Origin of the sequence: Cyclonatronum proteinivorum, from assembly GCF_003353065.1 — a bacterium.
In the GTDB taxonomy this organism is placed as follows: Bacteria; Bacteroidota; Rhodothermia; order Balneolales; family Cyclonatronaceae; genus Cyclonatronum; species Cyclonatronum proteinivorum.
Window position 1 is genome coordinate 4,098,260 of record NZ_CP027806.1, and the last position, 25,557, is coordinate 4,123,816.

Below are 25,557 nucleotides of genomic sequence, written 5' to 3' on the forward strand. Positions count from 1 at the left end.
GCAATAAAACCGGGGAACAGCCCGCCTGAGCTGTTTCGCAGTACAGCGTAACTACAAACACTGCACCAGCTGATAAAGCCGTGTGATGGTGAGATCCGGGGTAATATCCGAAACCCTTGCGTCATCCTTGCGCCATTTCAGCGAGCGCTGATCACCTGCAAAAAGCGCCGTTTTAAACCCAAAATGATGTGCGGGATAAATATCTTTCAGCATATCATTGCCAACAAACAGCACCTCCTCCGGCTTGATACCATAATGCGCATCGAATGCTGTTTTAAGCCGCTTGTGGAAATCCAGCGATGGTTTGCAAAGCCGCTCTTCATAGCTCCAGATACACAGGTTGATATCAAAGTAAGCCTGATCCGGCTCCGTTTCTATATGCGCCTCATAAATCATCGGTGTATAGAACTGAGAGTTTGAAAGGATTCCAAGCTTAAGTGATTTCCCCTCCAGCGCCTCAAGCGTGGACCTGAGATCGGGCATGGGCCAGGTGGGGTTGTTGCGCATTTCAAACTCAATGGTGAGCTCTTCGAGCAACTCCTGATCCGGGTTTTCGGGCAGTCCATCCGTACCGGAGCCGCGCAGCCGGCTAATAACATCACGCCAGACTTCCGTAATCTGCACCTCCGGATAGTCAACCCCCTCCGCTTTCATGGCCGCTTTATGATCGTGTATCACCTGTTTGTAAACCTGAACACCCTCATTGGCTTCGGGCTGTTCAGCAAGATCAGGGAACATGGTTTCAAAAGCCGCCTCGAATGCTACGGCCTCTTCATTTTTGGGATCATCGATGATGGTATCTCCCGTACCGGACATAAACATGGTTCCGTAAAAATCGAACGCAACGGCTTTTATACCGGGCAGTTTACGCAGCACGGGCGGGGTGTAAGTAGGCTCAGGTTCCATCGCGGCTGAAAGTTCCAGAATACGGCGAAGCAGTTTTTGTCGGAGCGTGAATGCGGTGGTCATAGAATCGGCGCTTTTTTATGCGTGCTTGTTTTTTATGATGAAAGAGCCTCACAAACATGTTGCAAGGCTCTTCAAATTAGTGAAAAACGGCATTATTTACCGCTTAATGAGACGATATGATTATCCGTCAAGATTATACTTTTGTCGGTATTCAGGGATGGTATTCATAGGCGGACGCTCATCCTCTACGATATGATGTTCAACAACATCATATTCGTTTTTGACGGCCTGAAACTGCCGGAAAACCGTCTCATAATCTTTATGCGTATCCAGAATGCCCATCTCTTTCCCTCTTGTCAGGAAGGTCTGCAGAATACCAAATGACATCTTGCCTAAGTCGCGGGTTGTCTTGTTATCGTGAATCCGCTGATCAAGATCACACTGCGCAAAGGCTTCCATGCCGTACTTGCCGTACACATCAAGCAGGTGAGACGTCTCAACCCCGTACCCGATCGGGAAAGCGATTTCCTCAAGTACCCCGCGGCGCACAGCGTATTCGCCGGAAAGCGGCTGAATAATAGCTGTAAGCTCAGGGAAAAACAGAGAAAACAAAGGCCGCGTCAGAATTTCCGTTACACGTCCGCCACCCGATGGCCGGGTGACATTCGACAGGGTCAACGGCCGGTCATAGAACCCTTTCACATACTTGACTTCCGGCCGGTAAATGAGCGGGCCGATCAGACCGTATGCAAAACGGGGATGAATGTTTTTGATATCCGCATCCACATAAACAATGATATCTCCTTTAAGCTGATAAATGGATTTCCAAAGGTTTTCACCCTTTCCCTTTTTCTTCTCAAGGTGCGGCAAAATATCAGCGGCAAGATAGGTATCGGCGCCGAAAGACTCTGCAATCTCAAGGGTTTTATCCGTTGAGCCGGAATCAATTACGGCAATTTCATCCAGCAACGGATAGCGGCTCATCAGCTCTGACCGAAAGAGTACAACCTCTTTTCCGATTGTGGTTTCTTCGTTCAGGGTTGGCAGACACAGGGAAATGGTAAGCCCCTGCCGCTCTTTTTCCTCCACCATCTTTTTGATGTCCCAAAAATCAGAATGGTGATAGGTATTTTGTTTAATCCACGATTTAATTGTGCTCACAAACGCCTCCGTCAATAGCTTTAATAGTTGCAATTAGCTGGGCGAGCCCTTTATAAACAGGCTCAATCATAATTGATTCTTTGGCTTCGCCCATGCGGTTCCCGTCGGTGATACCAAGGGTAACAGCGGGAATCCCTTTGTCGATAAAGGCCACAAGCTCCGATGTTGATGGCGCAAGGTGTGGTTCTACACCCAGCGATTTTATAATTTTGCGGGTTGACCTTACAAGCGGATGTGAGAAGGCAATTCCCCCCGGATCACGGCGGGCAAATATATCGAGCTCCACGGTTTCGCTGTGTCCGGAAGTCACCTCGGTTGTAATTTCTTCGATACGATCAGCGATTTCGCGGGTCAGCTCAGCCGATTCCGAACGGATTTCAAATTTAAGACGCGCATAAGTAGTGATGGTATTGTAGGAGTTACCACCCTCAATCGAACCCATCACAACGCTGCTCTTCGGACGCTTGGGCAAGCGTATATCATTGATTTTATTGATTACCTCATTCAGAGTCAGGATGGCACTCGACGAACCAAAGCGGGACCAGTCGTATTGCTCGGGTATGCGGCAGGTAATATCGCCGCGCAGCATACCAATTGATTTGTGACTAAGCCTGCCCAGTCGTACCCCTTCAACGCAGATTCCATAGCTTACCGGCATTTTCCCGTTTGAAAGGAAGAAGCGTAGGCCTTCAAGGTTTCCCCGGCCCAGGCTTCGGGTGCCGGCAACAAGGATGATGTTGTTGTTTGGCTTATATCCAATTTTTTCAAAGATGTAGGGCAAGGTAGCTAACACAGCAACACCCAGGCTGTTATCTGCAACACCGGGACCAATAACTTCCTCAGGCGTGATGGTGAATGTATGATTGACCGTTTCAGGTACGATGGTATCAGCATGCGCTACAAGCATGATATTCTTATCGCCTCCCTGTCCGTCAATCACGCCGACGCCGTTTCCGACTTCGTCGATGGAGGTTTTGCTAAGCCCGAGTTCGGTAAAGCGGTCAAGGAGCAGGCGGATTCGGTTTTCTTCTTTAAAACTTGGAGAAGGCACCTCGCCGAGCATTGCCAAATTGGCCAGCAATATCTCTCTCATAGACCCTGTACTGCTGATTAATCCGGGCATTTCCTGTATTACAGCATCAAGAATCGGATTTTCAAATGGTGTCATATAGAACGAGTAATGAATAGATTGTTTAGTGAAGCGCTGCGAGCTTTCGTATTGTGCAGAAATGAATACTTATCGGATCGGACGACTCTGCAAGCTTTAAATCTGTTTTTATAGTTTCAGGGTATTTTTGACTAATAATTTTGACCCACAGCAATGTGTTACCCAAACTATTAACGTCCGTAGCCGCAAGGCGCCTTAAAATAACGAAATGCAGGTGAAATCCAAATAAGCATTTGGTTATGCGGTCTGCCGGGCAATCCCTAACTTTGGGCTTTTTGAAAATTAACAAGCGCTTGTTATGGAAATATTACCGGTTGTTGCCGCTGTAGAACTCGAGTCAGCCTGGCTGCTAATTGGTTTTTTCGTTTTTGTTGCGGTGTGTGCAGCTGCAGCTATGCTCATCCTGCTCAAACAGCATAACTACGGGCTGCCGCCCAACTCAACCCAGGCCATCATGCTGGTTATGCTGCTGGTAACCATGCTGATATCCTTGCTCGTTGCAGCCGGACTTTACCGCCTCTCAAGTGAGCTGAGAGATCAGTCTCCCCCGCCTGCCATTGAATCCCCGCAGTCACACGCCCTGCCCGGGACTGAACCCCAGACAAGCACAAGCCTTACAGCGGAGACGGAATAGCGCAGTTGCCGCTGTGCATGATGAGACAAACCGACTGACCTCAGGATACTTCAATTTTATCAAGCTTAACCGGGCGGCAGAGGGTGTTTTTCTGAGAAGACGCGCGGGCACACTTTCGGCAGATATATGCGGGCTTAGCTGCAAGTTCAGCGAAAAAAGACAGGTTTTCGCGGATATACTTCTTGTCGTACTTACAGAATGCCTTATCAGACTTCATATGTATTTGACCTACCCTTGATGTGCAGTAAAACAATATTGATTAAAAACCCAAGCCTTCATCAGGACCCCGATGCAGCCCCGGGTATCATTTTATCATGCCTGATATAGAATTCAGGACTCTTCGCTTACAGAAGGATCCAGAGTTTGTGCACGTTCCATGAAAGCCGCGGCCTGCTCTGTACCACCCTGCCGCTCGTAGAGTTTTGCAGCTATGAAATGTGCTTCAGCTGAGGCGGGATACGCCTCCAAATATTCGGCAAGACGGGTTGAGGCCGTTTCAATATCATTTTCCTTCCAGGCTATGCGCAGTGCGTACATCAGCGCAACATGCGGCAGCTGATCCTGAAGCATATCTATATATTTGCGGCAGCGGGAAAAAATCTGATTGCGGTAATAAAAAGCCAGCAGTTCAACACCGAACCCGGGATCCGGCAGGCTACTCAGGAGCTCCTCAAGATCACGCATGAGCCCGCGGTTGTTTACGGCCATCAGGGCCCGGATAAAATTGCGCAGGTCGTAGTCCGTAACGTCCTGAAGGTTTTTGAGCTCAGTAGCAAGCCTGTCGGTCAGTAGTGCATTGATTTTTTCCTGGATTTTTTTGGATGGCTTAAGCGGGTCTACCGTTTCACCAAGCTGCCAAATTTGCTCAAGCGGATGCGCGTCGCTTAACTCCGGCACTTCTGCCTCTCCAATCCATTTCTGCGTAAAAACATCAAGACTTCTCAGGAACTCATCTGAGTACAGCGATACACCAAGTTGTCTTGTAAAGGTGCCGTATGCATGATTCACCAATACCCCGGTGGCTATAAGAATTTTGTGGCCTTCATCCAGCTTTCGGTAACACAAATCTGTCGTTTCGTACCAGGCAAAGTGAAACCGCTCATCAAAGCGATTCTCATCGGCTGCACGCATAGCAAGGCAGAATCCATCAACCCAATTTGTTTCCAAAACTTCTTCAGGGTTCTGTGCCACTGCCCTGACCTGCTCTTCCTGCATCGCATTTGTGGTTACCGGACCTGCAAGAGCTGCCTCCGGATTATGCTCAAGAATGGTACTCAGCTGCCGGACAACATCAGATTTAAAAGTGACATCCGCATGCATCACAACCACATAGTCACCTTCTGCGGCCTGAATGCCCTGATTTAGCGCATGTGATACCCCTTTATTGACCGTATTGGTAATGATGCGGACATGGAAAAAGTGATGTGCCTGCATCTCCTGCAGATATTCCCAGGTATCATCGAGGCAGGCATTATCTACAATGATGAGCTCCGTATCAGACGGATCGCAAAAGTTATGCAGACAGGTGACGAGGTCTTCGAAGGCTTGCATCGCAAAACCAGCAACAGGCACAACAATACTGTGCCTGAAATGGTCTGGCCGCTCATAAGGAGCTTCCGGCTCCTCCTTGGTTTCAGCACCTGTATCATGCTGAGCAGCGGTATCGGTATCGGCATAGGGCTCTGTTCCTGCGTCTTCTTCAAACGCTTTCGTTTCGGGATTAGCGGTTTCGGTTTCAGCGTCAGAATCTGTTTCGGCCGCTGATTCTTTCACTGCTTCCTGAGCGATCCCCGCTGGTTCAGGTAAGGTATCTGTTTCTTCACGGCCTGCTGCTTGCTCATCCACCGCAGGATCTTCATCATATCCAACTTCTGTCTCTTCATCGCCATCGTCATCTGCTGCTGTCGCTGTCTGAGGTTCGGGAATATGGCTGCCTGTGCCGTCTTCAGCACCGGATGTATGTTCTGTTTTAATCCCGCTTGTCTGATCGATATCTGATTCGGGTTCTGATTCAGCCGCATCAGTTGGAGCTTCGGTGCTGTTGCCAGTTGAATCACCGTTGTCAATTTCGGGCGCTGATTCCTTTTCATCCCGGGTCACATCCCGACCAATCATTTTGGACCGCTCAGAAGCTTCAATATATTTTTTGAGGCGTTTGAGCAACTCTACGGAAAGTCTGAGGCTATTCTGATGGCCCGGAAAGCGTTTCAGGATATCATCACACAGCTCAAGGGCCGCAGCAATGCGTCCGTCTGATTTCAGGGCTTCAGCCTTCTCGTAGAGCAAATCCGGATCTTCATTGCTGCCTACCCCCCTCACCTCAGAATCACTCAGCTGAGAGTGAAACATGATAAGCCGGGAATCCTGTGTAGTGAGGTCTGAATAAACTTCCTCATTATAAGACAACTGAAAAAACGTTGGGGCTTCGAGTGCTTTTGCGGAAACCCCTGCACGCATCAGCATTTCTGCAGAATGTCCGTTATGCAGAAACGGATTGAAAAACAAACGATCCGGGCGGATGCGATCCTTCCGGATTATATAGTTGATGGAGGCCGGGACCTTCTTTTTACTGGCATGCTTGATGGCAAGCTGCGTAGGATCGAGTGCAGGGTTGCTGGCCGGAAACGTGAATGCCGCCTGACTAAAAGACAACTCCCGCAGCAGAGAAGCAAAAACCTCTGTTTTTAGCGTGGAGTGCTTATCTACATAGTAAAAAGCTTTTGTGCTGCAGTCTTCAAGGGCGAGGTTGAGACACTGCCCAATACCACGCCGAAGGTCGTGCTTGTGGAAAATGATGTGATCGGATTCAGCCTGACCAATAAGTGACTCTATGACAAAGGGGGTGCCGTCTGTTGAGCCGTCATCATAAATCAAAATTTGCAAAGGCAGCACTGCCAAAGCTTCAAGAAACGGCTGGAGCAGGTGTTCCACCTCATGCTCCTGATTATAAAACACAAAAACACAGCAGCACTCAGGCTGCCCCTGCGCTGCTGACGTGCCTGAAGCTTTTGGATTCATGCTAAATATAGATCGTACTTTATCTTGGATACTCAGAGCAACAAACGTTTAGAGAGGTTAACATTCTGCTGACAAAACTGCCTCAGAAGATAGAAAGATTTTCATCAAGCCTTCAATACATAAATAGATCAGAAGGCTCCATGCTGTTTTGACGCTTTTTTTAACGAAAGCATTGTTTTTTATTCATTTTTTCAGCTAAAGGAATCCACCCCGTTTTTGGCATAAGCGGAATGTGTTATTTTAAATTGATTAATCCCGCTCAGGCTGTAAGCCTGCCACAAAATTCACTTTTCTTTATCTGACTATGACTGTACACAACTTTTTGAAAAATCGCTTTTTAGTTGTTTTCATACTGCTGTCCGTTCTGCTGACTGCCAAAGCTTCGGCAAGTACTGATACCCCTGAGAAGGATCAGCTTGATGTAACGCAGTGGCTGCAGGCTGGCCCCGTTTTACAAATCCTGCCGGCTTTCCACGATGTCTCCAATATTCGCGGCAACACTTTTGGGCTGCGTGAGCTCATGGATACCGAACTCATTTCCCCGGCCGATATCGATCCCGTCAGCGGTACGGAGCTGCTTAACCGTTTCGGCACGAGTATCCGATGGCATGAGCGTGCCTTCGAAACCGGAAATGAAACCTTCTCAGTTGCTGAAGAGGCGCATCAGTTTCATACCTACTACCTTGCAACACAGCTTCACACCAACCGGTGGACGGAATCTAACCTCACCCTGACCTCTCCTCATGCGATGGCGCTGTATGTGAACGGGGAGCGCATGAATACCAAAACGAGCATCCAAAGCGGAGATGCCGATGCCGGAACCCTCACCCAAAACCTGCAGCTTGAGCGGGGGCGGCACACCATTCTGGTAAAGCTGATGTCCGGCAACGATACAGAAGTCAGCTCAGGCTTTTCCGCAAAGCTATCCTATGATGCTGTTTATGAGGATGCCTTCACGGTTTCGACCTCCCCGCAGCGTCCGCTTGCGCTTGATCACCTGATGACGCTGCCCGAAACGACCGGCATCTCCATTTCCGCTGAAGGCACCTATGTGGCCGTCGTCGTGCGACAGGGCAATCCCGAAACCGGTAGCTGGGACAACTGGATCGAGCTGCGCAATTTCGAAACCGGTGAAACGGTACAGACCTGGCGCGGCGGCATGCGCATCACCGGCATCAACTGGTCGGATAAAGATCACATCCTCACCTACACTACCCGAAGCGGAAACAAGGGTACCATCTGGCAGATTGACCTGAAAGCCGGTACGCACGAACCTATTTTGCAGGATGTAGAGCATCTCGGCGGGCATCAGTGGGGGCCGGACAACAGCTTCCTGCTGTTTACTGCGCAGGAGCGTCCCGCGGCCAACAGCACCGGCGTTCAGCGGCTCGACGGCATGCACGACCGCTACCCGACCTGGCGGCACCGAAGCTTCATTTTTCGTCTTGACCCCGCGACCGGGGCAACGGAGCGTCTCACTGCCGGCATCCTGAGCACCGGCATGGGCGGCATCAGTCCCGACGGCACGCAGCTCGTGTTCAGCCGCACCCATGTGGACTACAGCACACGGCCCTTCACCTACGCCGAAATGCTGCTGATGGACCTCCGCACCCTCGAGACCGAAACCCTGTTCGAAGCGCCCTGGGTTGGGGGCGGCAGCTTCTCCCCCGATGGCCGTCAGCTCCTGCTCACCGGCAGCCCCAACGCCTTCGGCGATACCGGGCGCACCGTGGAAGGCCTTGCCAACGACTACGACTCGCAGGCTTACCTCTTCGACCTGCAAACCCGTGAAGTCCGCAGCATCACGCGTCAGCTTGATCCCAATGTAAGCAGCGCGCAATGGGGGCACGACGGGCGTCACATCTACATCACCGGCGGGGAAAAGAGCCGCACCGCGGTTTTCCGCTATGATGTCCGCAACGACCGCTTCGAGCGGCTCGATACCGGCGTTGATGTAACCTCCGGATTTACAGTGGCTTCAAATGCCCGCCGGGCGGCTTATATCGGGCACGGCATCAACGATCCACACAAAGCCTACACCTTCGACCTGCGCCGCGACCGCGCCAACATGATTCACTTTGCGGCTGCCGACACCTACCGGCATGTGCGCTTCGGCAGCTCCCGCGACTGGGTCTTCACCCTCGAGGATGGCACCGAAATTGACGGACACGTGTACTACCCCATCGATTTTGATGAAAGCCGTCAGTATCCCGTCATCGTGTACTACTACGGCGGCACCGCGCCGGTCAGCCGCGCCTTTTCCGGTCGCTACCCCAAGGAGCTGTATGCAGCGCACGGTTACATCGTGTATGTCCTGCAGCCAAGCGGTACGACGGGCTTTGGTCAGGAATTCTCGCAGCGGCACCTCAATGACTGGGGCATCCGGGTTTCGGGGGAAATCATCGAGAGCGTGAAAGGCTTCCTCGACGCGCATCCCTACGCTGACCGCGAGCGCGTAGGTGCCATTGGCGCCTCCTTCGGCGGGTTTATGACCATGCTGCTGCTCACCGAAACCGACATGTTTGCCGCTGCGGTCTCCCATGCGGGTATCAGCAACATCACGAGCTACTGGGGCGACGGCTTCTGGGGCTACCTGTACAGCTCCGTCGCTTCGGCCAATTCCTTCCCATGGGATAGCCCCGAAATTTACGTCGATCAGAGTCCCATCTTCCGGGCCGACCGCGTTCGCACCCCGCTGCTGCTGCTGCACGGACTTTCCGACACCAACGTGCCGCCCTCGGAAAGCATGCAATTCTTCACCGCCCTCACCCTGCTCGGCGCCGACGTAGAGTATGTCACCATAGCCGATCAGGACCACCATATCGTGGACTACAACAAATTCATCCTCTGGAAAAACACCATCATCAGCTACTTCGACCGCTACCTGAAAGATCAGCCTGAGTGGTGGAATCATAAGTATCCGGATTGATGGATGGTAGAACAAGTTGGTTACACCCGGCTCGAGTTAACCATTTCCGCGCAAAGGCTGTGAATGCGGATGCCCACGGGAATAGTTAACTTATTCCGGAGTCAAACCAAAAACGAAGGGCTAAACAGCTGCTTTATGATGCCGCATCAGATTTCCCGAATAAGGATAACCGGATACAAATCCATCCAATCCTGCGACCTTGCGTTAGGAAAGCTCAATATTTTGATTGGCCCGAACGGTGCTGGCAAATCCAATTTTATCAGCTTTTTTCGGCTTCTCCGGCACCTTTTTAGCCATAATCTGCAGTTTTATGTTGGAAAGCAGGGCGGGCCCGACGCCCTGCTGCATTTTGGTCGTTCTGTAAGCCCGAATTTAGGTGGTCAGCTATTTTTCGAAGAACATTCTTACCGCTTTACCCTTGCCCCTACAGCTGACAACAAGCTTATCTTTTCAGAAGAAATCATCAGCCCGTTCAATGGAGACCAAGAGGTTGCTTTGGGTCATGCTGAAAGCATTTTTCCCGATCAAAAAGGTACGCAGGCCAACGGAAGCACGTCATTCATGCAGCAAATAAAGTACTGGCGCGTCTATCACTTTCACGATACAGGGGAGAATGCGCGGCTCAAACAACTTGGCAATCTGAACGACTACCGGGCACTGAGAGCCGACGGCTCAAACCTTGCAGCTTTTTTGTACTTTCTGAAAAATAAGTACCCTCAGCATTTTCATCGTATTCTCAAAACACTACAGCTTGTTGCTCCTTTTTTTGGAAACTTCCTTCTGGAGCCCAATCCTTATCATCCTGAAAAAATTGAGTTAGAGTGGCTTGAACAGGGAAACGATATCCCGTTTAAAGCACACATTCTATCAGACGGAACCCTCCGGTTCATTTGTCTGGCTACCCTGCTTTTACAGCCAGAAGAGCTCCAGCCGGAAACTATCCTAATTGACGAACCTGAACTCGGCCTGCATCCCTATGCCATACAAGTACTTGCGTCCATGCTGCGCTCAGTTTCCGTAAAAAAACAGCTCATCATTTCAACACAATCAACCGAACTGCTTAATCAGGTTGAATTAGAGCATGTGATCATCGCTGAGCGTAAAAACGGCTTGACGCACTTTTTTCGGCCTGACGCTAAGGATTTTGAAGAATGGATGGAAGAATATTCCCTCGGTGAACTTTGGCAAAAAAACCTCCTCGGCGGGAGACCCTGAAGGTGAAACGCGTCATCATTTTTTGTGAAGGTCAAACGGAGGAGACCTTCGTTCGGACCGTTTTAGCCCCTCACTTCCAGGGGCTTTCGATTTGGATCTACCCGGTATTGCTGAAAACAAGCTCGTCCGGGAGAGGGGGTGTTGTCACCTACGGGAAAATCAAACGCCAACTCATCCGCAAATGTAAGGAAGACCCCTCAGCATGGATTACGACCATGATTGATTTTTACGGTCTTCCGCAAGATTTCCCCATTTTTGAGCGATTTCAGCAACTTGCGGACACTATTAACGCTGCTGAAGCTGCTTTTGAGCAAGATATTGCCGCTCCGAACCTCATCGCAAATATCATTGTCCACGAGTTTGAAGGATTGCTCTTTAGCTCTCCCGATGCTTTCGCTGTTTTTACAGATGCCCCTGAAATACCTGCTCAGATTCAAAAGATCAGACAGCAATTTGACACCCCCGAAGAAATCGATGGCGGCCATGCAACAGCGCCGTCAAAAAGAATTTTGCAGCTATGGCGCGGCTATGATAAAGTTTTGTTTGGAAGCCTGATTGCCCTCGAAGCCGGCCTCGAAACCATCCGCGCCGCTTGCCCTCATTTTAACAGGTGGATAACCAAACTCGAAAACCTGTGATAATTTTATCCAAAAACAAAGCCCGCCCCCGAATATATGATCCGGAGGCGGGCTTTTTTATAGAGTGCTTGCTGAAGCGCCTTGTAGCGCAAATTCAGCTTGAAGTTACTTGATGAGGGTCATTTTCTCCGTACGCACCTGACCGTTGGTTTCCAGGCGGTAGAGATACACGCCTGATGACAGTCTTGAAGCGTCGAAAGTTACGGTGTGGAAACCGCTCGTCATTTGGGTGTTCACCAGCGTAGCAACGCGCTGACCCGCAACATTAAACACATCGAGACGAACGTCACCGCTTTGCGGCAGCCCGAAGGTGATGTTGGTTGTTGGGTTGAAGGGGTTCGGATAGTTCTGACGCAGCTCAACCGTAGTCGGAACATCCAGGGTTTCTTCGTCAACGTTCACGACGGGCGGGCTTAGGTCAAACTGTCCCACAAAGCGCGACGTTGTGCCGCTCGGAATGTTGTAACCCGGAAGATTTGGCAGCGGGTTCAGCTGCGCCGGTGCGGCTTCCTCTTCCGGCTCAAAGGTAAAGGTGTAGCTGTCGCCCAGCCCCATACTTATGGTTTCGCCCGTCACCTGATCCACAAGGCTGAACGCATTGAAGTTATCGGCTTCCCCTGAAATATTGACCAGCGAAAGAGTGAGATCCCCGGCAAAGCTTGCGTCAAAATGCATGGGCAGCTCAACTACCGTATCAGCGGTATTTAAGGGCAAAGAGTTAATCGTTCTGGGTCGATTATTTGCAACGGAATACAGGTAAAGGAATTCATCACTCACTGAGCTGAGCAAATCTGCATCATAATCATCGTAGCCGGCATCTCCATCTTCAGAGAACATCACAACTTTATAGCTGGTGAAATCTCCGCTTGTAAGGGTGAAGGTGTAGTAGGCCGCAAAGGGGTTGCTGCGCATACTGCCATCCGTAAGTTCTTCCTGATCAAAAACAATACTAGCATTGCCGCCGCGTGCCCGTGCCCAGAAGCCCTCGAAAGCGTTGATCTGTCCGGTAAACTTCTGTCCGGTTGGTACGCCAGCGGGGAAGTAATCATGCCCATTCCATGCAATGAAGCCGCCGTTTCCGCCATTCAGGGAAGGCACCCAAACCTGGAATGAACGGGATACGTTGGCCAGGTTGTCCTCTGAAATACGACCAAGGTTAATGGCCGTATTGTAGGGGTTGCCAAGGAGGTTCCAGCCCTGCTGCGGAGAGCCCGCAGCACCACCTATCGGGAAAATCAATTGATTGGTGAGCGGTCTGACGAAAGGAGAGCGGTTAAGAAAACCAATGCCACGGATAAAGCCCGGCAGATCGTCCCCGAAGATGTAGGTCAACAGGGCCTCACCGGCCTGCAGCTCGTAGTCTGCTGAAGGCGCAGCGACCAGACCGGTTGAGCCCATCACATAAACAGAAGGCTCTCCCGTAGCTTCATCCGCACCGGGGAATCCCTGTGTGGCGAAGTTGGAAAGGGTTTCACCAAGGGTAGCCCCTTCAACAGGTGGGGAAACGATACGCCAGCCTTCTCCTCCGGAAAGGAAACGCTGTAAGGTTACGCGCTCACGCACATCGAGAATGACCGTTACCGTTTCGTTGCCAACCAGCGGATCAGAGGTAAGCGTAACCCCGAAAGCGTACAGCTCCTCATCAAGTGCGCTGGTATCAACCGTAAAGTTGATCGTACGTGACTGTCCGCTTGGCACAAAGCCCGCCGGACTTTCAAAGCTGATGGCTTCTGCGGGTAGCGGGAGAGTACCATCCGGAAGGTCTTCAAAAGTCGCTGAAACTGTATAATTGTAAGTAGCTCCACCGCTGGCACTTACAGAAAAGCTTCCTTCAAAAACTTCGGCGGTGCTTGCATCTGACTCAATCGGTGCATCCGGTACCTGTACGACCGGCAGCGGGGCATCCACCGAAACCGAGAAGTCAGGTCTGGAAACATTGAAAAAGATGTGATTGTCAGCTTTTACCTTTATGCGGGCATCAGAGGTGTTCAGGCCGTCAGGTACGGTTACAAAAGCGGCCCCGTTGTTGGGCACATTTTCCGCAAGTATAGTATCAAAGTTTTCCCCTCCGTCTGTAGAGAAGTAAATGCTTACGGTTTCAGCGTTAATTGGGTCTGCGTTGGTGTTGGCTACATCCCAGGCCACAAGTGATACAGTGCCGGCTCGCCAGTTCGTCCCTTGTGCGGGTACCGGTACAATAAATGGTCCGGCAGCTTCTGTTACAGCGAACTGCACTTCTGCGAAACCAACGCCACCACCGCCCTGAAAGTTATCGCGTGCCGAAAGGCGGAAACGCATATTTCTGTTATAGTTGGGCAGGAATTCACCAATACTGGGGTTACCGCTCAGTACATTTTGAAGACGAGGAAACATACGGACCGGTTCTTCATTACCCGGGAACGAGCGGAATAAGGGCGCATTGCCTACCGGCTGTGTAGGCGCACCTGCAGGCCCGAGGTCGAACTGCTCCCAGGTGAAGACGAGCTCGTTGCCCTGCGGATCCACGCCGGAACCCTCCAGGATGAAAGGCGTGCTGACCGGCATGGTAAGTCCTGTAAGACCACCCTCTACAACAGGGGGTTCATTTCCTGTTGGTGTCGTTTCTCCGCAATTGCTGCCTGTACCACTGTGGGCAAAATTCGACATCTGAATAATACTGAAAAGATGGAAATACGGATCTGTGGTGAACTGAAGGTTATGTGCCCCGCAAATTCCTGCGTATCCCATAATGGTACTGCCGCTACCCGGCTCATAAGCACCACCCGCCGTACGATTCGAACCGCAACTGCCGGCTGTACCATTAAAGGTGTGCAACGCATTGTACTGATGGCCGATTTCATGGGCAACGAAATCAATGTAAAACGGATCGTTAATCGGCTGAGGAAGCCCCGTCACACCGCGCGCTTTCTGCCCGTTCACACACACAGATCCTAAAGCGGCAACCCCGCCGCCACCGGTTGAGAATACGTGACCAATATCATAGTTCGCAGGGCCAATCAGGTTGTCAATTCTGGCCTGATTTTGCCCGAGCATCGTAAAACCATTATTGTTAGCATAATCTGACGGATTTGTAGAGATCAGAATCTCATTATTGTCAATCAGCACCATGTTGGAGGATACCTCGGTTTCATACAAACCATTTACCCTGTTCATGGCAACCACGATAGCGGCCATAGCGCAGGCAATCGGATCATCAGGTGTTGCACAGCGGTTTGGCTGACTATGGAAGGTGGTATACTGTGCCGTTGCTGCCATCGCGAGGCGGTAGGTACGCAGCTCTGTGCCGCTGAAGGCCGGCGCTTCTTTATAGATGGCTGCTTCAGCCTCGCGTTTGATGGCCTCATCATGTACGATGGGCTCGTGCTGCTCAACACCCATGCGCTGCCGGAATGAGACAACATAGTTTTCACGGTTGTAAACCATCACCAACTCAGGCTGCTGCGCTGAGAACGGATCAATATAAAAGGTTCCCGAGGCACTGCGGATCATACCGTGGAAGCCGGCGGCTGTAAAACTGATTCGTCCGTAGGCAGTCGGATCATCAATACCACCTACGCGGTATGTTTTGAAATCAGGAAACCTCGCCGCAAGCCCTTCTTCCATAACCGAAGACGCTACCGCATAAAAACGCTGCAGGCTTCCATCGGGCATGGGTAATGTAATTTGAGCTCCCTGTAAAATCCGCCCTGCAGCCTGCTTAGGGGCCGTTGCAAGCTCCGTTTTAAGATTTTGGAGGCTGAGCTCAGCGGATTTGTAAGCCACAGGATGTACGTCGCGCTGACTCTCTACTGCCTGGGAAACTTCCGTGAAGCGCCAGAAGGAATCGCTGCTTTGCTGTGCCTGCAGAGGTGCACCGGCAAAAAGCGGAAGCACAACTACGAGTACAAGCATCATTTTAAACAATGGTATACTACTTTTCATAATGTGAGATAATCTTAGTGTTGAGGTAAACCCTGCACAGCTAAAGGCCTTATCTAAAAGCACCCGATTTAGCCGAAATTAAGTATAGCATTTCAGTCTGAGTCAGGTGCTTCATTTAATAGACGCAGGGTTGTTTGTGAGCGGAACGGGGCTTGAAAGCATCCGCCGGGCAATCAGGTCGTAAGATTCTGCTATGCCCGGCGGGAAGCTAATTTTAAAGTTATATGTTTCTTTGCTCTTTTTAAAAGTATTGTTATTACAAATAAGCACTAAGGAATAGCTCCTGCGCTATGGCTTACTGACAGCGGTTACTTGCCAGTTCCCCGTTGATGATGACCGTGCATACCCGGCTTGTGTACTCAAACGGATCGCCTTCCCACAGCACTACGTCGGCATCTTTACCCCGTTCGAGCGAACCTGTGCGGTCGTCTATGCCGAGGAAGCGGGCGGCGTCAATAGTGAGTGCACGCAGCCCATGCTCAAAGGGCAGTCCGTTTGCAACTGCAATTGCGGTTTCAAAGTGCACGACCCTGGTTTTGGGTACGTAGCCTTCAAAGCCGCTCTGGAAGGTAAAGGGAATACCGGCTTCGGCGAGCTTAGCCGCCGTGTTAAAGGCCGCGTTGGTGGTTTCGCCCCGGGTGCGCACCATGGTCGGGTGCAGGATGATGTGCACGCCGGCCTCCTTCAGCTCATCAATCAGCAAATAGGCTTCAGAGGCCCCTTCAAGTACAAGCTCAAAGCCGAACTCCTGCTGCAGACGAAGGGCCGACATCATTTCTGACACCTGATGTGCATGGATCATCGCCCGCATTTCCCCGTTGAGTATGCTTACCATGGTTTCCATTTTTAAATCACGGGTCGGGTTCTCCTGAGCGCTGTACTCCTGCGCTTTAATGAACTCAGCACGCAGCATGGCCATCATACGGGAGCGCGTACCGGGCGAACCGCCGTAGTTTGAACTCACCGTCGGGCCGAGCGTAAATGCCACCATAGCTGCGGGATTTATGACAGCTTCTTCCACGGTATGGCCCCATGTTTTTGCGATAAGCGTCTGCCCGCTGGCGAGGGCGCCGGGTCCGTGCCCGGTGTGAACGGTTGTGACGCCGAGATTTCGCAGCCATACGACGAGGTCTTCGCGGGCATTGTAGGCGTCAATGGCACGAAGATCGGGCTGAAACGGGTTCGAAGTTTCGAGCTGATCCTGATCATGCGGAATATTCAGAATGCCGGACAGCCCCACAACCGAACGGGTATCGATAATGCCGGGCGTCACAAACGGGGCTTCGTAAACATCGAAGCCGTCCGGTATGCTCACACGGGAAGCCGGCCCTACGCGATCGATACGCCCATTGCGGATAAGCACGACACCATTTTCGATCGGATCACCGGCCATGGTATACACGGTTTCCCCTTTAACGGCTATATCTTGAGCGTTCAGCTGCGCAACGGGGGCAGAACAGGCCGCGAACAACCATCCAAGCATCAGCGGCAGCATCATATACATTTTCGGATACGCTTTCATTGTGATCCTCCTGCGGAATAGTGGTCGAAATAGTCCCCGCGGTACACTTCATGTCCGCCGGTTGCATAGGGAAGCTGATCCGGATTGGCGCGATCAAATACTTTATTGCCTTCCACCCAGGTTTGCTGCACATGGGTGTACACGCTGAATGGGTCGCCGGTGAGGAGGATGAAATCGGCATCTTTGCCGGGCTCAAGCGAACCAACCCGGTCTTCAAGATCGAGCTGCCGGGCCGCTGCGATGGTCAGTGCTTCGAGCGCTTTTTCGCGGCTCATGCCATCACGAACCGCAAAAGCCGCCATTCGGAAAAACAGGCGGGAATCGGTCACGCTGTCGTCGGTATGGAAGGAAACCTCGGCACCGGCTTCTTCGAGCACGCGCCCGGATTTGTAAAGCAGGTTCACGGCTTCGAGCTTCCCGCCCGGGGTATCGAGCACGATGATCGAGCTTGGAACACCGGCGGCTGCGATTTCATCAGCTACAAGCCAGGCGTCCGTTACGTGGTGCAGCACCACACGAAAGCCAAATTCACGCTGCATACGCAGTACCGTGAGGATGTCATCATGCCGGTGTGTGTGAAAATGGACAATTCTGTCGCCGTTCAGGGCTTCCACAATTGGCTCAAGGCGCAGGTTGCGGGGCACATTTTCTTCCTCACTCAGCCGCTGCTGATATGCCTGTGCTTCAATAAAGAGCCCGCGCTGCAAGGTAGCAGAACGCGCACGTGTACCGGGAAAGGGCGGCTGACGCAGCGGGTTGGTGCCATTGGCCATTTTTATTCCGCCGGCGAATCCATCACGCAAACGGGCGTCGGGCATGAGCATGTCGTAAACCGTGCGGGCATCGCGCAGCTTTAAGTAAATGGTCTGACCGCTGAGCAGGTGTCCGGAACCGGGCATTACGTTTGCGACCGTAACACCGCCCGTTCGGGCTTTTTTGAAGGTATCGGAGCGAACATCAATCGCATCCATAATGCGCACATCGGGATGCATCGGGGAGGATCGGTCTCCACCATCGCCGCCGCCAATGTGAGAATGCGTATCAACGAGGCCGGGCATAATAATGAAACCGCTGGCATCGCGCCGTTCAGCATCCGCCGGGATGTTCACCGATCCAGCCGCGCCAACAGCTATAATTTTGCCTTCATGAACAACAAGAACCCCGTTTTCGATGGGTTCTGAGGAAATGGGGTACAGGGTCGCTCCCTCAAATGCGACCGGCACCTGCTGCGCATACATCCCCAACGGGATGAGCAGCAGGCACAACGTAACCCCCAACAGTCGGTAGCTAACTTTAGGTATCATAGTGTAAGGTTGGTTAGTAGTACGTGCGAAACTGAATGTAACAGAATGCATCTGCCTATACCAACAGCACAGGGCCGGAGGGTGTTATCATTTCCCCCGGCCCTGTTAATTCTTGCAAAGAGGGTTGTTTGGAAAAATTACGGATTTACGGCCTGTCCGGAAATGACGCAGCCGGCCCGGTACCACATCAACCGAAAAAAAACTAACGGATTGCGCGGCGCTCAATTACCTTCCGGATTTGCTCATTGCCTATCCATACCTTTTCGGTGGTTTCGACATTTACCAGCTCGAGATTCACGGAGTAAAAAATGACGGCCTGCCGGCGGTCAACAGATTCATCGATGATGGAATTGATGTTGCCGACAAGCATGAAATCGGCGCCAAGTTCCTGTGCAAGGTTTTTCACGGTTTCGAAGGATGCGTACTGCTGCTGCTGCGATCGCTCTTCCCGGATATCCGCGCGGACGTTTCCACCGGCAACAAAGCGGACTTCCCCGGAATTGATGAGCTCCCGCTCAAGATCGCGTGTAAAGACTTCGGTATCGATGTGCTCCATACTGTCGTTTTGTACTCTGCCGACAATAACGACCGGTTCGCGGTCCTGCGCGTCTTTAAAGCGCTGCAGCCAGGGGCGGCGAAGCACATCGCCAATCATCGTTTCAGAGACGATTCGGGCGTCGCGGTCATTCCAGCGTCCTGAAAGCTCGGGGGCTTCATCAGCACCAACGCGGGTCACGGTTTGGCTTGGCCCGCCGGCACAGGAAGCCACAAAAAGAAAGCTAAGCACAATTATGAAGCTGTGGATCAAAGATGGGGTTTTCATATCGGACATCAGAGGTTTTCTAAATTAAATGGAATAAATACTGAGGGTTTTGGCAGACATGCTCAGTCCCGGATGAGTTCACGGAGCTGTGCTTCGAGAAACGTTTTGAAGGGCCGCTCAACAGCTGCCCTTGCGTCGCGGGCTGTTCTGCGGGAAGCCTGATCTTCCGTTGCGGCACCCGTGCGGCCTTCCCGAAAAAACGAACTGAAATCGGTTCTCGTTTGGGTATCCTGAATATCAACCGTCAGGCTCCAGTGTTTGAAGTGTGCGTCGGTACGGCCGAGATCGGTGTCTTCCATCAGAAAATCTGCCCGAACGTTCAGCAAAGCACTTCCGACACCTTCTCCCGTTCTGAACCCAAGCTCCTGAAATGCACCGCGCAGGGCTCCGTCGAGCTCACGAGGGAAATCATCCGATGTATGAATCTCCACGGTTGCCTGATCGGCAAGCTCATCCAGTTTACGCTCAATTTCTAAACGGCGCTCCGTTTCTGTGTTGAACGGAACAGACCGCGCCAGAATCAGATCGCGCTGCTGCGACAGGTTTTCATTCACGCGGCTGATGGTGAGGGCGGCCCGGTAAAACCCCATTTTGCGAATCACGCTGTTATCGCGCTCCGCCTGACCAACAATCGACTCAATCACCATATCATTGCTGGTGATTTCCCTGGAGTAAATGATAGAAGTCGGCAGGCGCTCAAAGCCGATCAGCACGTAGTAGGTCCCTTCCGGACTGCGGTGGGTTTCATACATCTGAACGTTGAGCATTTCTAAATCAGAAGTAACCTGCGTGGTGGAAATGAGGCTGGTAATGCGGTTCAGATTTACATCTTCGCCCTGCATGGTTTCGAGAAAATCATCAACCAGGGTTTGGCTTGCCTGAACATCTGCCCGAAAGGTACGGGCGAGATTTCCGGCGGCGTTATCCTGCGCAGCCTGCAGTGAACTGCCGGAACCAATGGCGGTCAGGTACTGCTGATCGGGGTATACATCGCCGGGACTTGTAAGCCATTGCGGCGTTCGGGGCGTGGAAGCACAGGAAATCAGCATAATGCTGAGCGCCAGGGTAAGCGGGATGGTAAATAGTTGTTTCATACATTTTGGGTTTAAATATGCAGGAAAGTGAAAAAAACCTGAACCGGATTAAACTTAGCCCGGGAAAAATGTTTCGGCAATCTGAAGCTTGTTATCAGGTGAAATGTCTACATGCTGCACGAGTTCATGGATGATACGATTTGTTCTGTCAAAATATCGGATTTTGATTTCGTGCGTACCGGGCGGCAGATGTACCGTTTGTCCGTGCACCCTGCCCGGCATGGTCTGCCAGCTTCTCAGGTCGGCAACTTCTGTGAGCTCCGTAGCTATGGTTCCGACAAGTCGCGCCAGAATACGCCCGCCTTCCCCAAACTCGCTTGCAGCTGCGCGCTGTCCGGCACGGTTAGCGACATGTTTTAGCGTTGAACGGATGATGGCTCTTGTTATGATAATCGGACGCCGCACCTGGAAAACACTTTCGGCCGTTGTGGCAAAATCATCTAAAAGAGGCATGGAGACCGTCTGCGTACCATTGATGACGGCTTCGACACGCTGAATGCTTGTGGGGTGCTGCCTTAGCGAAGGGACAGCATATTTTATATAGGTACGCAGGTCATTCGAATAAATACGCAGCTCATTGGAAACCTTGCTTGGCGCTTGTCCGCCAAAACCGAGAAGTAAAACATTTCCGGCTTCCGGCGCGCCGCGTCCCTGAACAGCGGCAGTTGTTCCTCTGGAAGATTCAATAAACCGTTGCCCCGGGAAGTTACGGGAGAAGGTTCGCTGAAAGCGGTCGAACTCAATACGGGCGTTATCTTCGCGTCCCTGCCTGGAAAAAATAACGTAGCTCAGAAAGTGTCCGAACGGACTCGCCTGAATGTTGGTGCTGCCACGCCCCCAACCGGGGCTCGTGTCTGTACTTGTGGTGTCGCTTCTCGAAAGGGTTTCCACCAGTCCGTCATAGCGGATAGATAAGTTTTCAAGTTTAAAGGAAGCGCGGCGGGCTTCTACGGTGGCGGCTTCCAGATCGCCTAAATGAATGGCAGAAAGGGCATTAAACAAATTAATCATCACATCTTCATAGTCTTCGCCCTGATATTCAAGTTCGCCATCATTTACAAGGAAGGCCCGCAGGTTTCGCTCTACAGAAATACCGAACAAGCGGTCTATTTCTTCCTCAGCACTTATAAAGTAGGCCTTACTTTCCGCGTGATTGCCATTAAAGTAATGAAGGGTACCCAGCTCGAGATTAAGTAATACCTGATCTTGTGTCCGGTATGCACGTGCGCCAAGCTGATCCAGCAACTGTTGTGACCCGGCTATATCGCCCGAGGTAAAGGAAGCCCTGAGCTGATTTTGAGCTTCCATCAGATTGGTCATTCCGCAGGCAGAAATTGACAGTAAAACCACCGGCAATAATACCGCCCAAACCAATAGATTTCTGTGATAATGGAATAAATGCACGTAAATCCGTAAAACTGAGTTAAATGATTACCTCAATTATACGAACATCAATTGATTTAAGTGCACTTAAATTTGGGGAGATTTCGAAGCCTTCAGACTTCACCATATCTGTTGTGCTTATATGAGCATATAGACGCAGGGCATTAAATCGGACTGTTCCGCTTGCTTATAAATTTGAATATCTATATTATAATAGAAGCCATCTTTGACTTTAGCTCATTTGAACATCACACCTTTAATATATTCCGATATGTACTATTATTTAAGTTCTGAGACAAAGAGCAAGCCGGCCATGCTGCTTATTGTTCTTATTTCCCTGATTGCGGTTTTCGGATTACTAAGCTGTCAGCAGGGGGCTGACCGCACCGCAGAAGCACCTGTGACGCCACATCCGCTTTTTGAAATTTTACCGGATGATGTTGAAGATCCGGAAGACAATATCCGCACCCCGGAACGTATTGATCTTGGCCACAAGCTCTTTTTTGAGCCCAAACTTTCCCGTTCCGGTATTATCAGCTGTAACTCCTGCCACGTAGTTGGTGCAGCCGGTGTTGATCACCGGGCCCGAGCTATTGGCGAAGGCGCGCAGGTTGGTCCGAGAAACTCGCCAACCGTATTTAATGCTGCTTTCCTGAAAGCGCAGTTTTGGGATGGCCGTGCTGCTACCCTCGAAGAGCAGGCCAAAGGCCCGATTCAGGCACACGTTGAAATGGACCTCACACCAGAAGAAGCCATCAACCGCCTTTACAATACCGGCTACATGCCGTATTTCGAAGCTGCTTTCCCGGATGAAGAAGAGCCGCTTACTTTTGAAAATCTTGCCAAAGCCATTGCAGCCTTTGAGCGAACCCTCCTCACACCGGGCTCACCATTTGACCATTATCTGGCCGGTAATTATGAAATCCTGAATGATCAGGAGCTTCGCGGTCTTTCGCTCTTCCAGGACGCAGGTTGCGCGAGCTGTCACCACGGTCCGCTGCTCGGCGGCAACTTGTTCATGGAATTCTCCCACCTCGGTGGCGAAGATGTCGGCCGCGGTGCCATTACCGGCTACCCCGGCGATCAGTTCGTGTTCCGCGTAGCACCGCTTCGCAATGTTGCCCTTACCTATCCTTACTTCCATGACGGAAGCGTAGCAACCCTCGAAGAAGCCGTTTCCATTATGGGTCACGCACAGTTAAACCGTGACTTGAATGAGCAGGAAGTTGACGATATCGTAGCATTCCTCAACACCTTAACCGGTGAATTCCCGATGATTGCACATCCAAGCCTGCCGCGCAACCCGCCCGCACAGCGAAGATAAACCTGAGTATAATTCATTGTAGTTAGTAGCAAAGTTAGTGATAATGAAAACCCGCATGGTTTTCTCCAGAAAGCCCGGTTTAGTCGCCGGGCTTTTTCTTTTTGACCATATGTGCGGGTATTTTTAAACCCTAGTAAAATTTTTCTTAATTTGGGCGTTGTATCCTGCAACTCTAAGCAATACTTCCGGTACAAAATGTACCTGAGACCTAAGCCTACCTTTTTTTCTTTCCTACCTCAAACCAAACCTACATTCGTTATGAATAAGCTTTACATCCCCGCCCTTTTTCTTAGTCTGATGCTGATTGCAGGCGCCTGCGGTTCATCAAGCAGCAGCTCCATCACCAATGTTGTTGTGCCCGAATGGATTCTGAACACCCCGGTCGATGATGATTATTTTTTCGGTACCGGTAATACGACTTCCCGTGACATGAGTCTTGCTGTGACTAAATCCGCAACAGAAGCAAGAATTGAGATTGCACAGCAAATTGAAGTTAAAATGAGTGGTATGCAGCGCCGCTTTCAGGAAGAAGTGGGCCTGGGTGAAAATTCAGAACTGCTCGATCAGTTTACTAACGCCTATAAGGCGGTCGCTGATGAAACCCTGGTAGGTTCACGGATCATCAATCAGGAAATTCGTCAGGAAGGCAGCATTTACCGCGCGTTTGTGCTGGTTGAAATGCCCGTTGGCGCGGCAAGTGAAGCCATGATGCAGCGGCTTCGTGAAAACGAAAACCTCTACACCCGCTTCCGGGCTACCGAAGCCTTCCGCGACCTTGAGCGCGAACTTGAAGAGTACCGCGATCAGAGAAACCGCCCCTAAACGCAAGGCTGATCTTTATTTAGCTCAGTAGCTTTTCCAACTCTGCTTTCAAAGCCCGGACGCCGGATTCTTTCCCGACTCCGGGCTTTTTTTATTCCCATAACTTCCGCTACTATGAATTACTACTACCGTCCAACTATTCTTCTATGCATTGCGCTGATTGTATGTTTTCTACCTTTGCAGGCTTCCGCACAGGATGCCGACTATCAGCAATGGCTGCGGCAGCAACAACAGGCCTTTGATGATTTTGTGAGCGACCAAAACCGCCGCTTTGCCGAATTTTTGCGGCAGGACTGGGCGCGCTTTGAACAGCAAACCGCTGCAGCTGCGCCTGACCCTACCCCAAAGCCAACCGAAGCGCCCGTCGCCCCGGAATCTGAACCTGAGCCGGCACCCGAGCCCGAGCCACAGCCAATTCCTGATGCTGATCCCGTACCCATATCCGAACCGGAACCGGATCCCGAAACCGATCCAACACCTGAACCTGAACCTAAACCTGAACCTGAACCTGAACCTGAGCCTCAACCCCCTGTCCCGCCTCTGCCACCGGCACCGCCTGCTCAGGAGCCGCTGCCGCCTTCCGAACCTTTGCTCCCGCCAGGCTCAACTTTTGAATGGCACTACTATCAGGCCCCGCTGCCCGATTTCACCCCGCCCACCCGTTTCAGGCTATCGCGACTAAACAGCGACACCATTGCCGACGCATGGCTCGAAATGGCGGCAACCAATTATGATGAAGTGATTTCGGTATTTCAGCGCTTCAAACGGGATAACCGGCTCAACGAATGGGCTTACGTCCGGCTGATCACCGATTACAGCAATCTGGTTTTCAGCCGGCACAATGAGTCCGTCTTTTTGGCCTGGTTTCTGCTTCACAACAGCGGTTTACAGGCCAATGCAGGCTACTCAGAACAGCGCCTGCACCTGCTGATGCCGCTTTCGGAACGGGTGTACAACCGCAATTTCTACACGCTCGGACCGGAACGTACCCGTTTTTACGTCATCGAAGCCGGCCATACGCCGACCGAACGCCCCGGCGCCATTCGCACCTACAGCCCCGATCAGGAAGCCGGGCTGCGGGTTACAGACGTAGCGCTGCGTCAGATTCCCGTATCCCGCGGACATTCAGAAACAGAGCTGACATTCGAGTTTAACGGCGATCAGTTTCTATTCCGGCTGAACTACGACCGCAGCTACCGCTCCCTGCTATCCTCCTTTCCTTCACTGCCGCCGGAATTCTTTTTCGCCGCACCGGTGTCAAATGGTCTGTACACAGCCCTCGGTGAACAAATCCGGCCTGTGCTTGCCGGCATGGATACCCGTACAGCACTCGATTTTCTGCTCCGTTTTGCACAAACGGCCTTTGAATACAAAACCGACAACGAGCAATTTGGTCAGCAAAGGTACATGACCCCGGATCAGATTCTGCACTATCCCTTTTCCGATTGTGACGACCGCGCCATTTTCTTTGCTTTTTTAGTACGCAGCTACTTAGATCTTGATGTGGTCGGAATCAGCTGGCCCGGACACATGGCAACGGCCGTTCGTGCGGGTCATGACCTTCCCGGCGACAGCTTTGAGCACGCGGGTGACCGCTGGCTGATTGCCGACCCCACTTTTATCGGAGCCCGTGCCGGCATGACCATGCCCATGTTCCGCGGACAGGAAGTTACCCTTCATCTTTTTTGATTT

At 51.5% G+C, this 25,557-nt stretch carries 17 protein-coding genes; 7 read left to right on the forward strand and 10 right to left on the reverse strand.

The window, feature by feature from the left end:
* Positions 1-51: 51 nt before the first annotated feature.
* The 3 genes from CYPRO_RS15620 to CYPRO_RS15630 form a co-directional block, all read right to left on the reverse strand.
* Positions 52-969: an HAD family hydrolase gene (locus tag CYPRO_RS15620; protein WP_114985500.1), complete on the reverse strand. Its 918-nt coding sequence runs from the start codon at positions 967-969 to the stop codon at positions 52-54.
* A 120-nt stretch (positions 970-1,089) separates the two neighbouring features.
* A complete protein-coding gene (locus tag CYPRO_RS15625) occupies positions 1,090-2,070 on the reverse strand; it encodes a glucosyl-3-phosphoglycerate synthase (protein ID WP_240644784.1) in 981 nt (326 codons plus the stop codon).
* Positions 2,057-3,163: a M20/M25/M40 family metallo-hydrolase gene (locus CYPRO_RS15630; protein WP_240644785.1), complete on the reverse strand. Its 1,107-nt coding sequence runs from the start codon at positions 3,161-3,163 to the stop codon at positions 2,057-2,059. Before CYPRO_RS15630 ends, CYPRO_RS15625 begins: the two co-directional genes overlap by 14 nt.
* A gap of 373 nt (positions 3,164-3,536) precedes the next feature.
* Between CYPRO_RS15630 and CYPRO_RS15635 the strand changes: the two genes are divergently transcribed.
* Positions 3,537-3,872, forward strand: coding sequence for a hypothetical protein (locus tag CYPRO_RS15635; protein ID WP_114985501.1), 336 nt, complete (start codon positions 3,537-3,539; stop codon positions 3,870-3,872).
* A 330-nt stretch (positions 3,873-4,202) separates the two neighbouring features.
* Here CYPRO_RS15635 and CYPRO_RS15640 read toward each other — a convergent pair whose 3' ends face one another.
* A complete protein-coding gene (locus tag CYPRO_RS15640) occupies positions 4,203-6,890 on the reverse strand; it encodes a glycosyltransferase (RefSeq protein ID WP_114985502.1) in 2,688 nt (895 codons plus the stop codon).
* Positions 6,891-7,194: 304 nt separating this feature from the next.
* Here CYPRO_RS15640 and CYPRO_RS15645 point away from each other — a divergent pair, with 304 nt between their 5' ends.
* The 3 genes from CYPRO_RS15645 to CYPRO_RS15655 all read left to right on the forward strand — a co-directional run bounded on the left by CYPRO_RS15645 (position 7,195) and on the right by CYPRO_RS15655 (position 11,672).
* Complete coding sequence (locus tag CYPRO_RS15645; protein WP_114985503.1) at positions 7,195-9,819, forward strand: S9 family peptidase; 2,625 nt, start codon at positions 7,195-7,197, stop codon at positions 9,817-9,819.
* Between the two features lie 135 nt (positions 9,820-9,954).
* A complete protein-coding gene (locus tag CYPRO_RS15650; RefSeq protein ID WP_114985504.1) occupies positions 9,955-11,034 on the forward strand; it encodes an AAA family ATPase in 1,080 nt (359 codons plus the stop codon).
* A gap of 2 nt (positions 11,035-11,036) precedes the next feature.
* Positions 11,037-11,672: a DUF4276 family protein gene (locus tag CYPRO_RS15655; protein WP_114985505.1), complete on the forward strand. Its 636-nt coding sequence runs from the start codon at positions 11,037-11,039 to the stop codon at positions 11,670-11,672.
* A gap of 105 nt (positions 11,673-11,777) precedes the next feature.
* Here CYPRO_RS15655 and CYPRO_RS15660 read toward each other — a convergent pair whose 3' ends face one another.
* The 6 genes from CYPRO_RS15660 to CYPRO_RS15685 form a co-directional block, all read right to left on the reverse strand.
* The gene (locus tag CYPRO_RS15660; protein WP_114985506.1) at positions 11,778-15,593 is read right to left on the reverse strand and encodes a M12 family metallo-peptidase; all 3,816 of its coding nucleotides are present in this window, start codon (positions 15,591-15,593) and stop codon (positions 11,778-11,780) included.
* A 295-nt stretch (positions 15,594-15,888) separates the two neighbouring features.
* Positions 15,889-17,115 (reverse strand): amidohydrolase family protein, encoded by a 1,227-nt coding sequence (locus CYPRO_RS15665; RefSeq protein WP_114985507.1) that lies wholly within the window; start codon positions 17,113-17,115, stop codon positions 15,889-15,891.
* Positions 17,112-18,419, reverse strand: a complete 1,308-nt coding sequence (locus CYPRO_RS15670) for an amidohydrolase family protein (protein ID WP_114985508.1) — start codon at positions 18,417-18,419, stop codon at positions 17,112-17,114. The genes CYPRO_RS15665 and CYPRO_RS15670 overlap by 4 nt, the downstream gene beginning before the upstream one ends.
* A 202-nt stretch (positions 18,420-18,621) precedes the next feature.
* Entirely contained in the window at positions 18,622-19,242 is a 621-nt protein-coding gene (locus CYPRO_RS15675) for a penicillin-binding protein activator LpoB (RefSeq protein WP_114985841.1), read from the reverse strand.
* A gap of 62 nt (positions 19,243-19,304) precedes the next feature.
* Positions 19,305-20,336: an LPP20 family lipoprotein gene (locus CYPRO_RS15680; protein ID WP_114985509.1), complete on the reverse strand. Its 1,032-nt coding sequence runs from the start codon at positions 20,334-20,336 to the stop codon at positions 19,305-19,307.
* Positions 20,337-20,390: 54 nt separating this feature from the next.
* The gene (locus CYPRO_RS15685; protein ID WP_124245646.1) at positions 20,391-21,644 is read right to left on the reverse strand and encodes a hypothetical protein; all 1,254 of its coding nucleotides are present in this window, start codon (positions 21,642-21,644) and stop codon (positions 20,391-20,393) included.
* 346 nt (positions 21,645-21,990) lie between these two features.
* Here CYPRO_RS15685 and CYPRO_RS15690 point away from each other — a divergent pair, with 346 nt between their 5' ends.
* The 3 genes from CYPRO_RS15690 (at position 21,991) to CYPRO_RS15700 (ending at position 25,554) form a co-directional block, all read left to right on the forward strand.
* Positions 21,991-23,043 (forward strand): cytochrome-c peroxidase, encoded by a 1,053-nt coding sequence (locus CYPRO_RS15690; RefSeq protein WP_240644786.1) that lies wholly within the window; start codon positions 21,991-21,993, stop codon positions 23,041-23,043.
* A gap of 258 nt (positions 23,044-23,301) precedes the next feature.
* On the forward strand, positions 23,302-23,865 hold the full coding sequence (locus CYPRO_RS15695) for an LPP20 family lipoprotein (protein ID WP_164682859.1): 564 nt from the start codon (positions 23,302-23,304) through the stop codon (positions 23,863-23,865).
* A gap of 114 nt (positions 23,866-23,979) precedes the next feature.
* A complete protein-coding gene (locus tag CYPRO_RS15700; protein ID WP_124245647.1) occupies positions 23,980-25,554 on the forward strand; it encodes a hypothetical protein in 1,575 nt (524 codons plus the stop codon).
* Positions 25,555-25,557: the final 3 nt, after the last annotated feature.

What these genes read in the sequence shown, in the direction of transcription:
- CYPRO_RS15620 (WP_114985500.1), bottom strand. Translation starts at nt 969, where the DNA reads ATGACCACCGCATTCACGCTCCGACAAAAACTGCTTCGCCGTATTCTG.
- CYPRO_RS15630 (WP_240644785.1), bottom strand. Translation starts at nt 3,163, where the DNA reads ATGAGAGAGATATTGCTGGCCAATTTGGCAATGCTCGGCGAGGTGCCT.
- CYPRO_RS15635 (WP_114985501.1), top strand. Translation starts at nt 3,537, where the DNA reads ATGGAAATATTACCGGTTGTTGCCGCTGTAGAACTCGAGTCAGCCTGG.
- CYPRO_RS15640 (WP_114985502.1), bottom strand. Translation starts at nt 6,890, where the DNA reads ATGAATCCAAAAGCTTCAGGCACGTCAGCAGCGCAGGGGCAGCCTGAG.
- CYPRO_RS15645 (WP_114985503.1), top strand. Translation starts at nt 7,195, where the DNA reads ATGACTGTACACAACTTTTTGAAAAATCGCTTTTTAGTTGTTTTCATA.
- CYPRO_RS15650 (WP_114985504.1), top strand. Translation starts at nt 9,955, where the DNA reads ATGATGCCGCATCAGATTTCCCGAATAAGGATAACCGGATACAAATCC.
- CYPRO_RS15660 (WP_114985506.1), bottom strand. Translation starts at nt 15,593, where the DNA reads ATGAAAAGTAGTATACCATTGTTTAAAATGATGCTTGTACTCGTAGTT.
- CYPRO_RS15665 (WP_114985507.1), bottom strand. Translation starts at nt 17,115, where the DNA reads ATGAAAGCGTATCCGAAAATGTATATGATGCTGCCGCTGATGCTTGGA.
- CYPRO_RS15670 (WP_114985508.1), bottom strand. Translation starts at nt 18,419, where the DNA reads ATGATACCTAAAGTTAGCTACCGACTGTTGGGGGTTACGTTGTGCCTG.
- CYPRO_RS15675 (WP_114985841.1), bottom strand. Translation starts at nt 19,242, where the DNA reads ATGAAAACCCCATCTTTGATCCACAGCTTCATAATTGTGCTTAGCTTT.
- CYPRO_RS15680 (WP_114985509.1), bottom strand. Translation starts at nt 20,336, where the DNA reads ATGAAACAACTATTTACCATCCCGCTTACCCTGGCGCTCAGCATTATG.
- CYPRO_RS15685 (WP_124245646.1), bottom strand. Translation starts at nt 21,644, where the DNA reads ATGGAAGCTCAAAATCAGCTCAGGGCTTCCTTTACCTCGGGCGATATA.
- CYPRO_RS15690 (WP_240644786.1), top strand. Translation starts at nt 21,991, where the DNA reads ATGTACTATTATTTAAGTTCTGAGACAAAGAGCAAGCCGGCCATGCTG.
- CYPRO_RS15695 (WP_164682859.1), top strand. Translation starts at nt 23,302, where the DNA reads ATGAATAAGCTTTACATCCCCGCCCTTTTTCTTAGTCTGATGCTGATT.
- CYPRO_RS15700 (WP_124245647.1), top strand. Translation starts at nt 23,980, where the DNA reads ATGAATTACTACTACCGTCCAACTATTCTTCTATGCATTGCGCTGATT.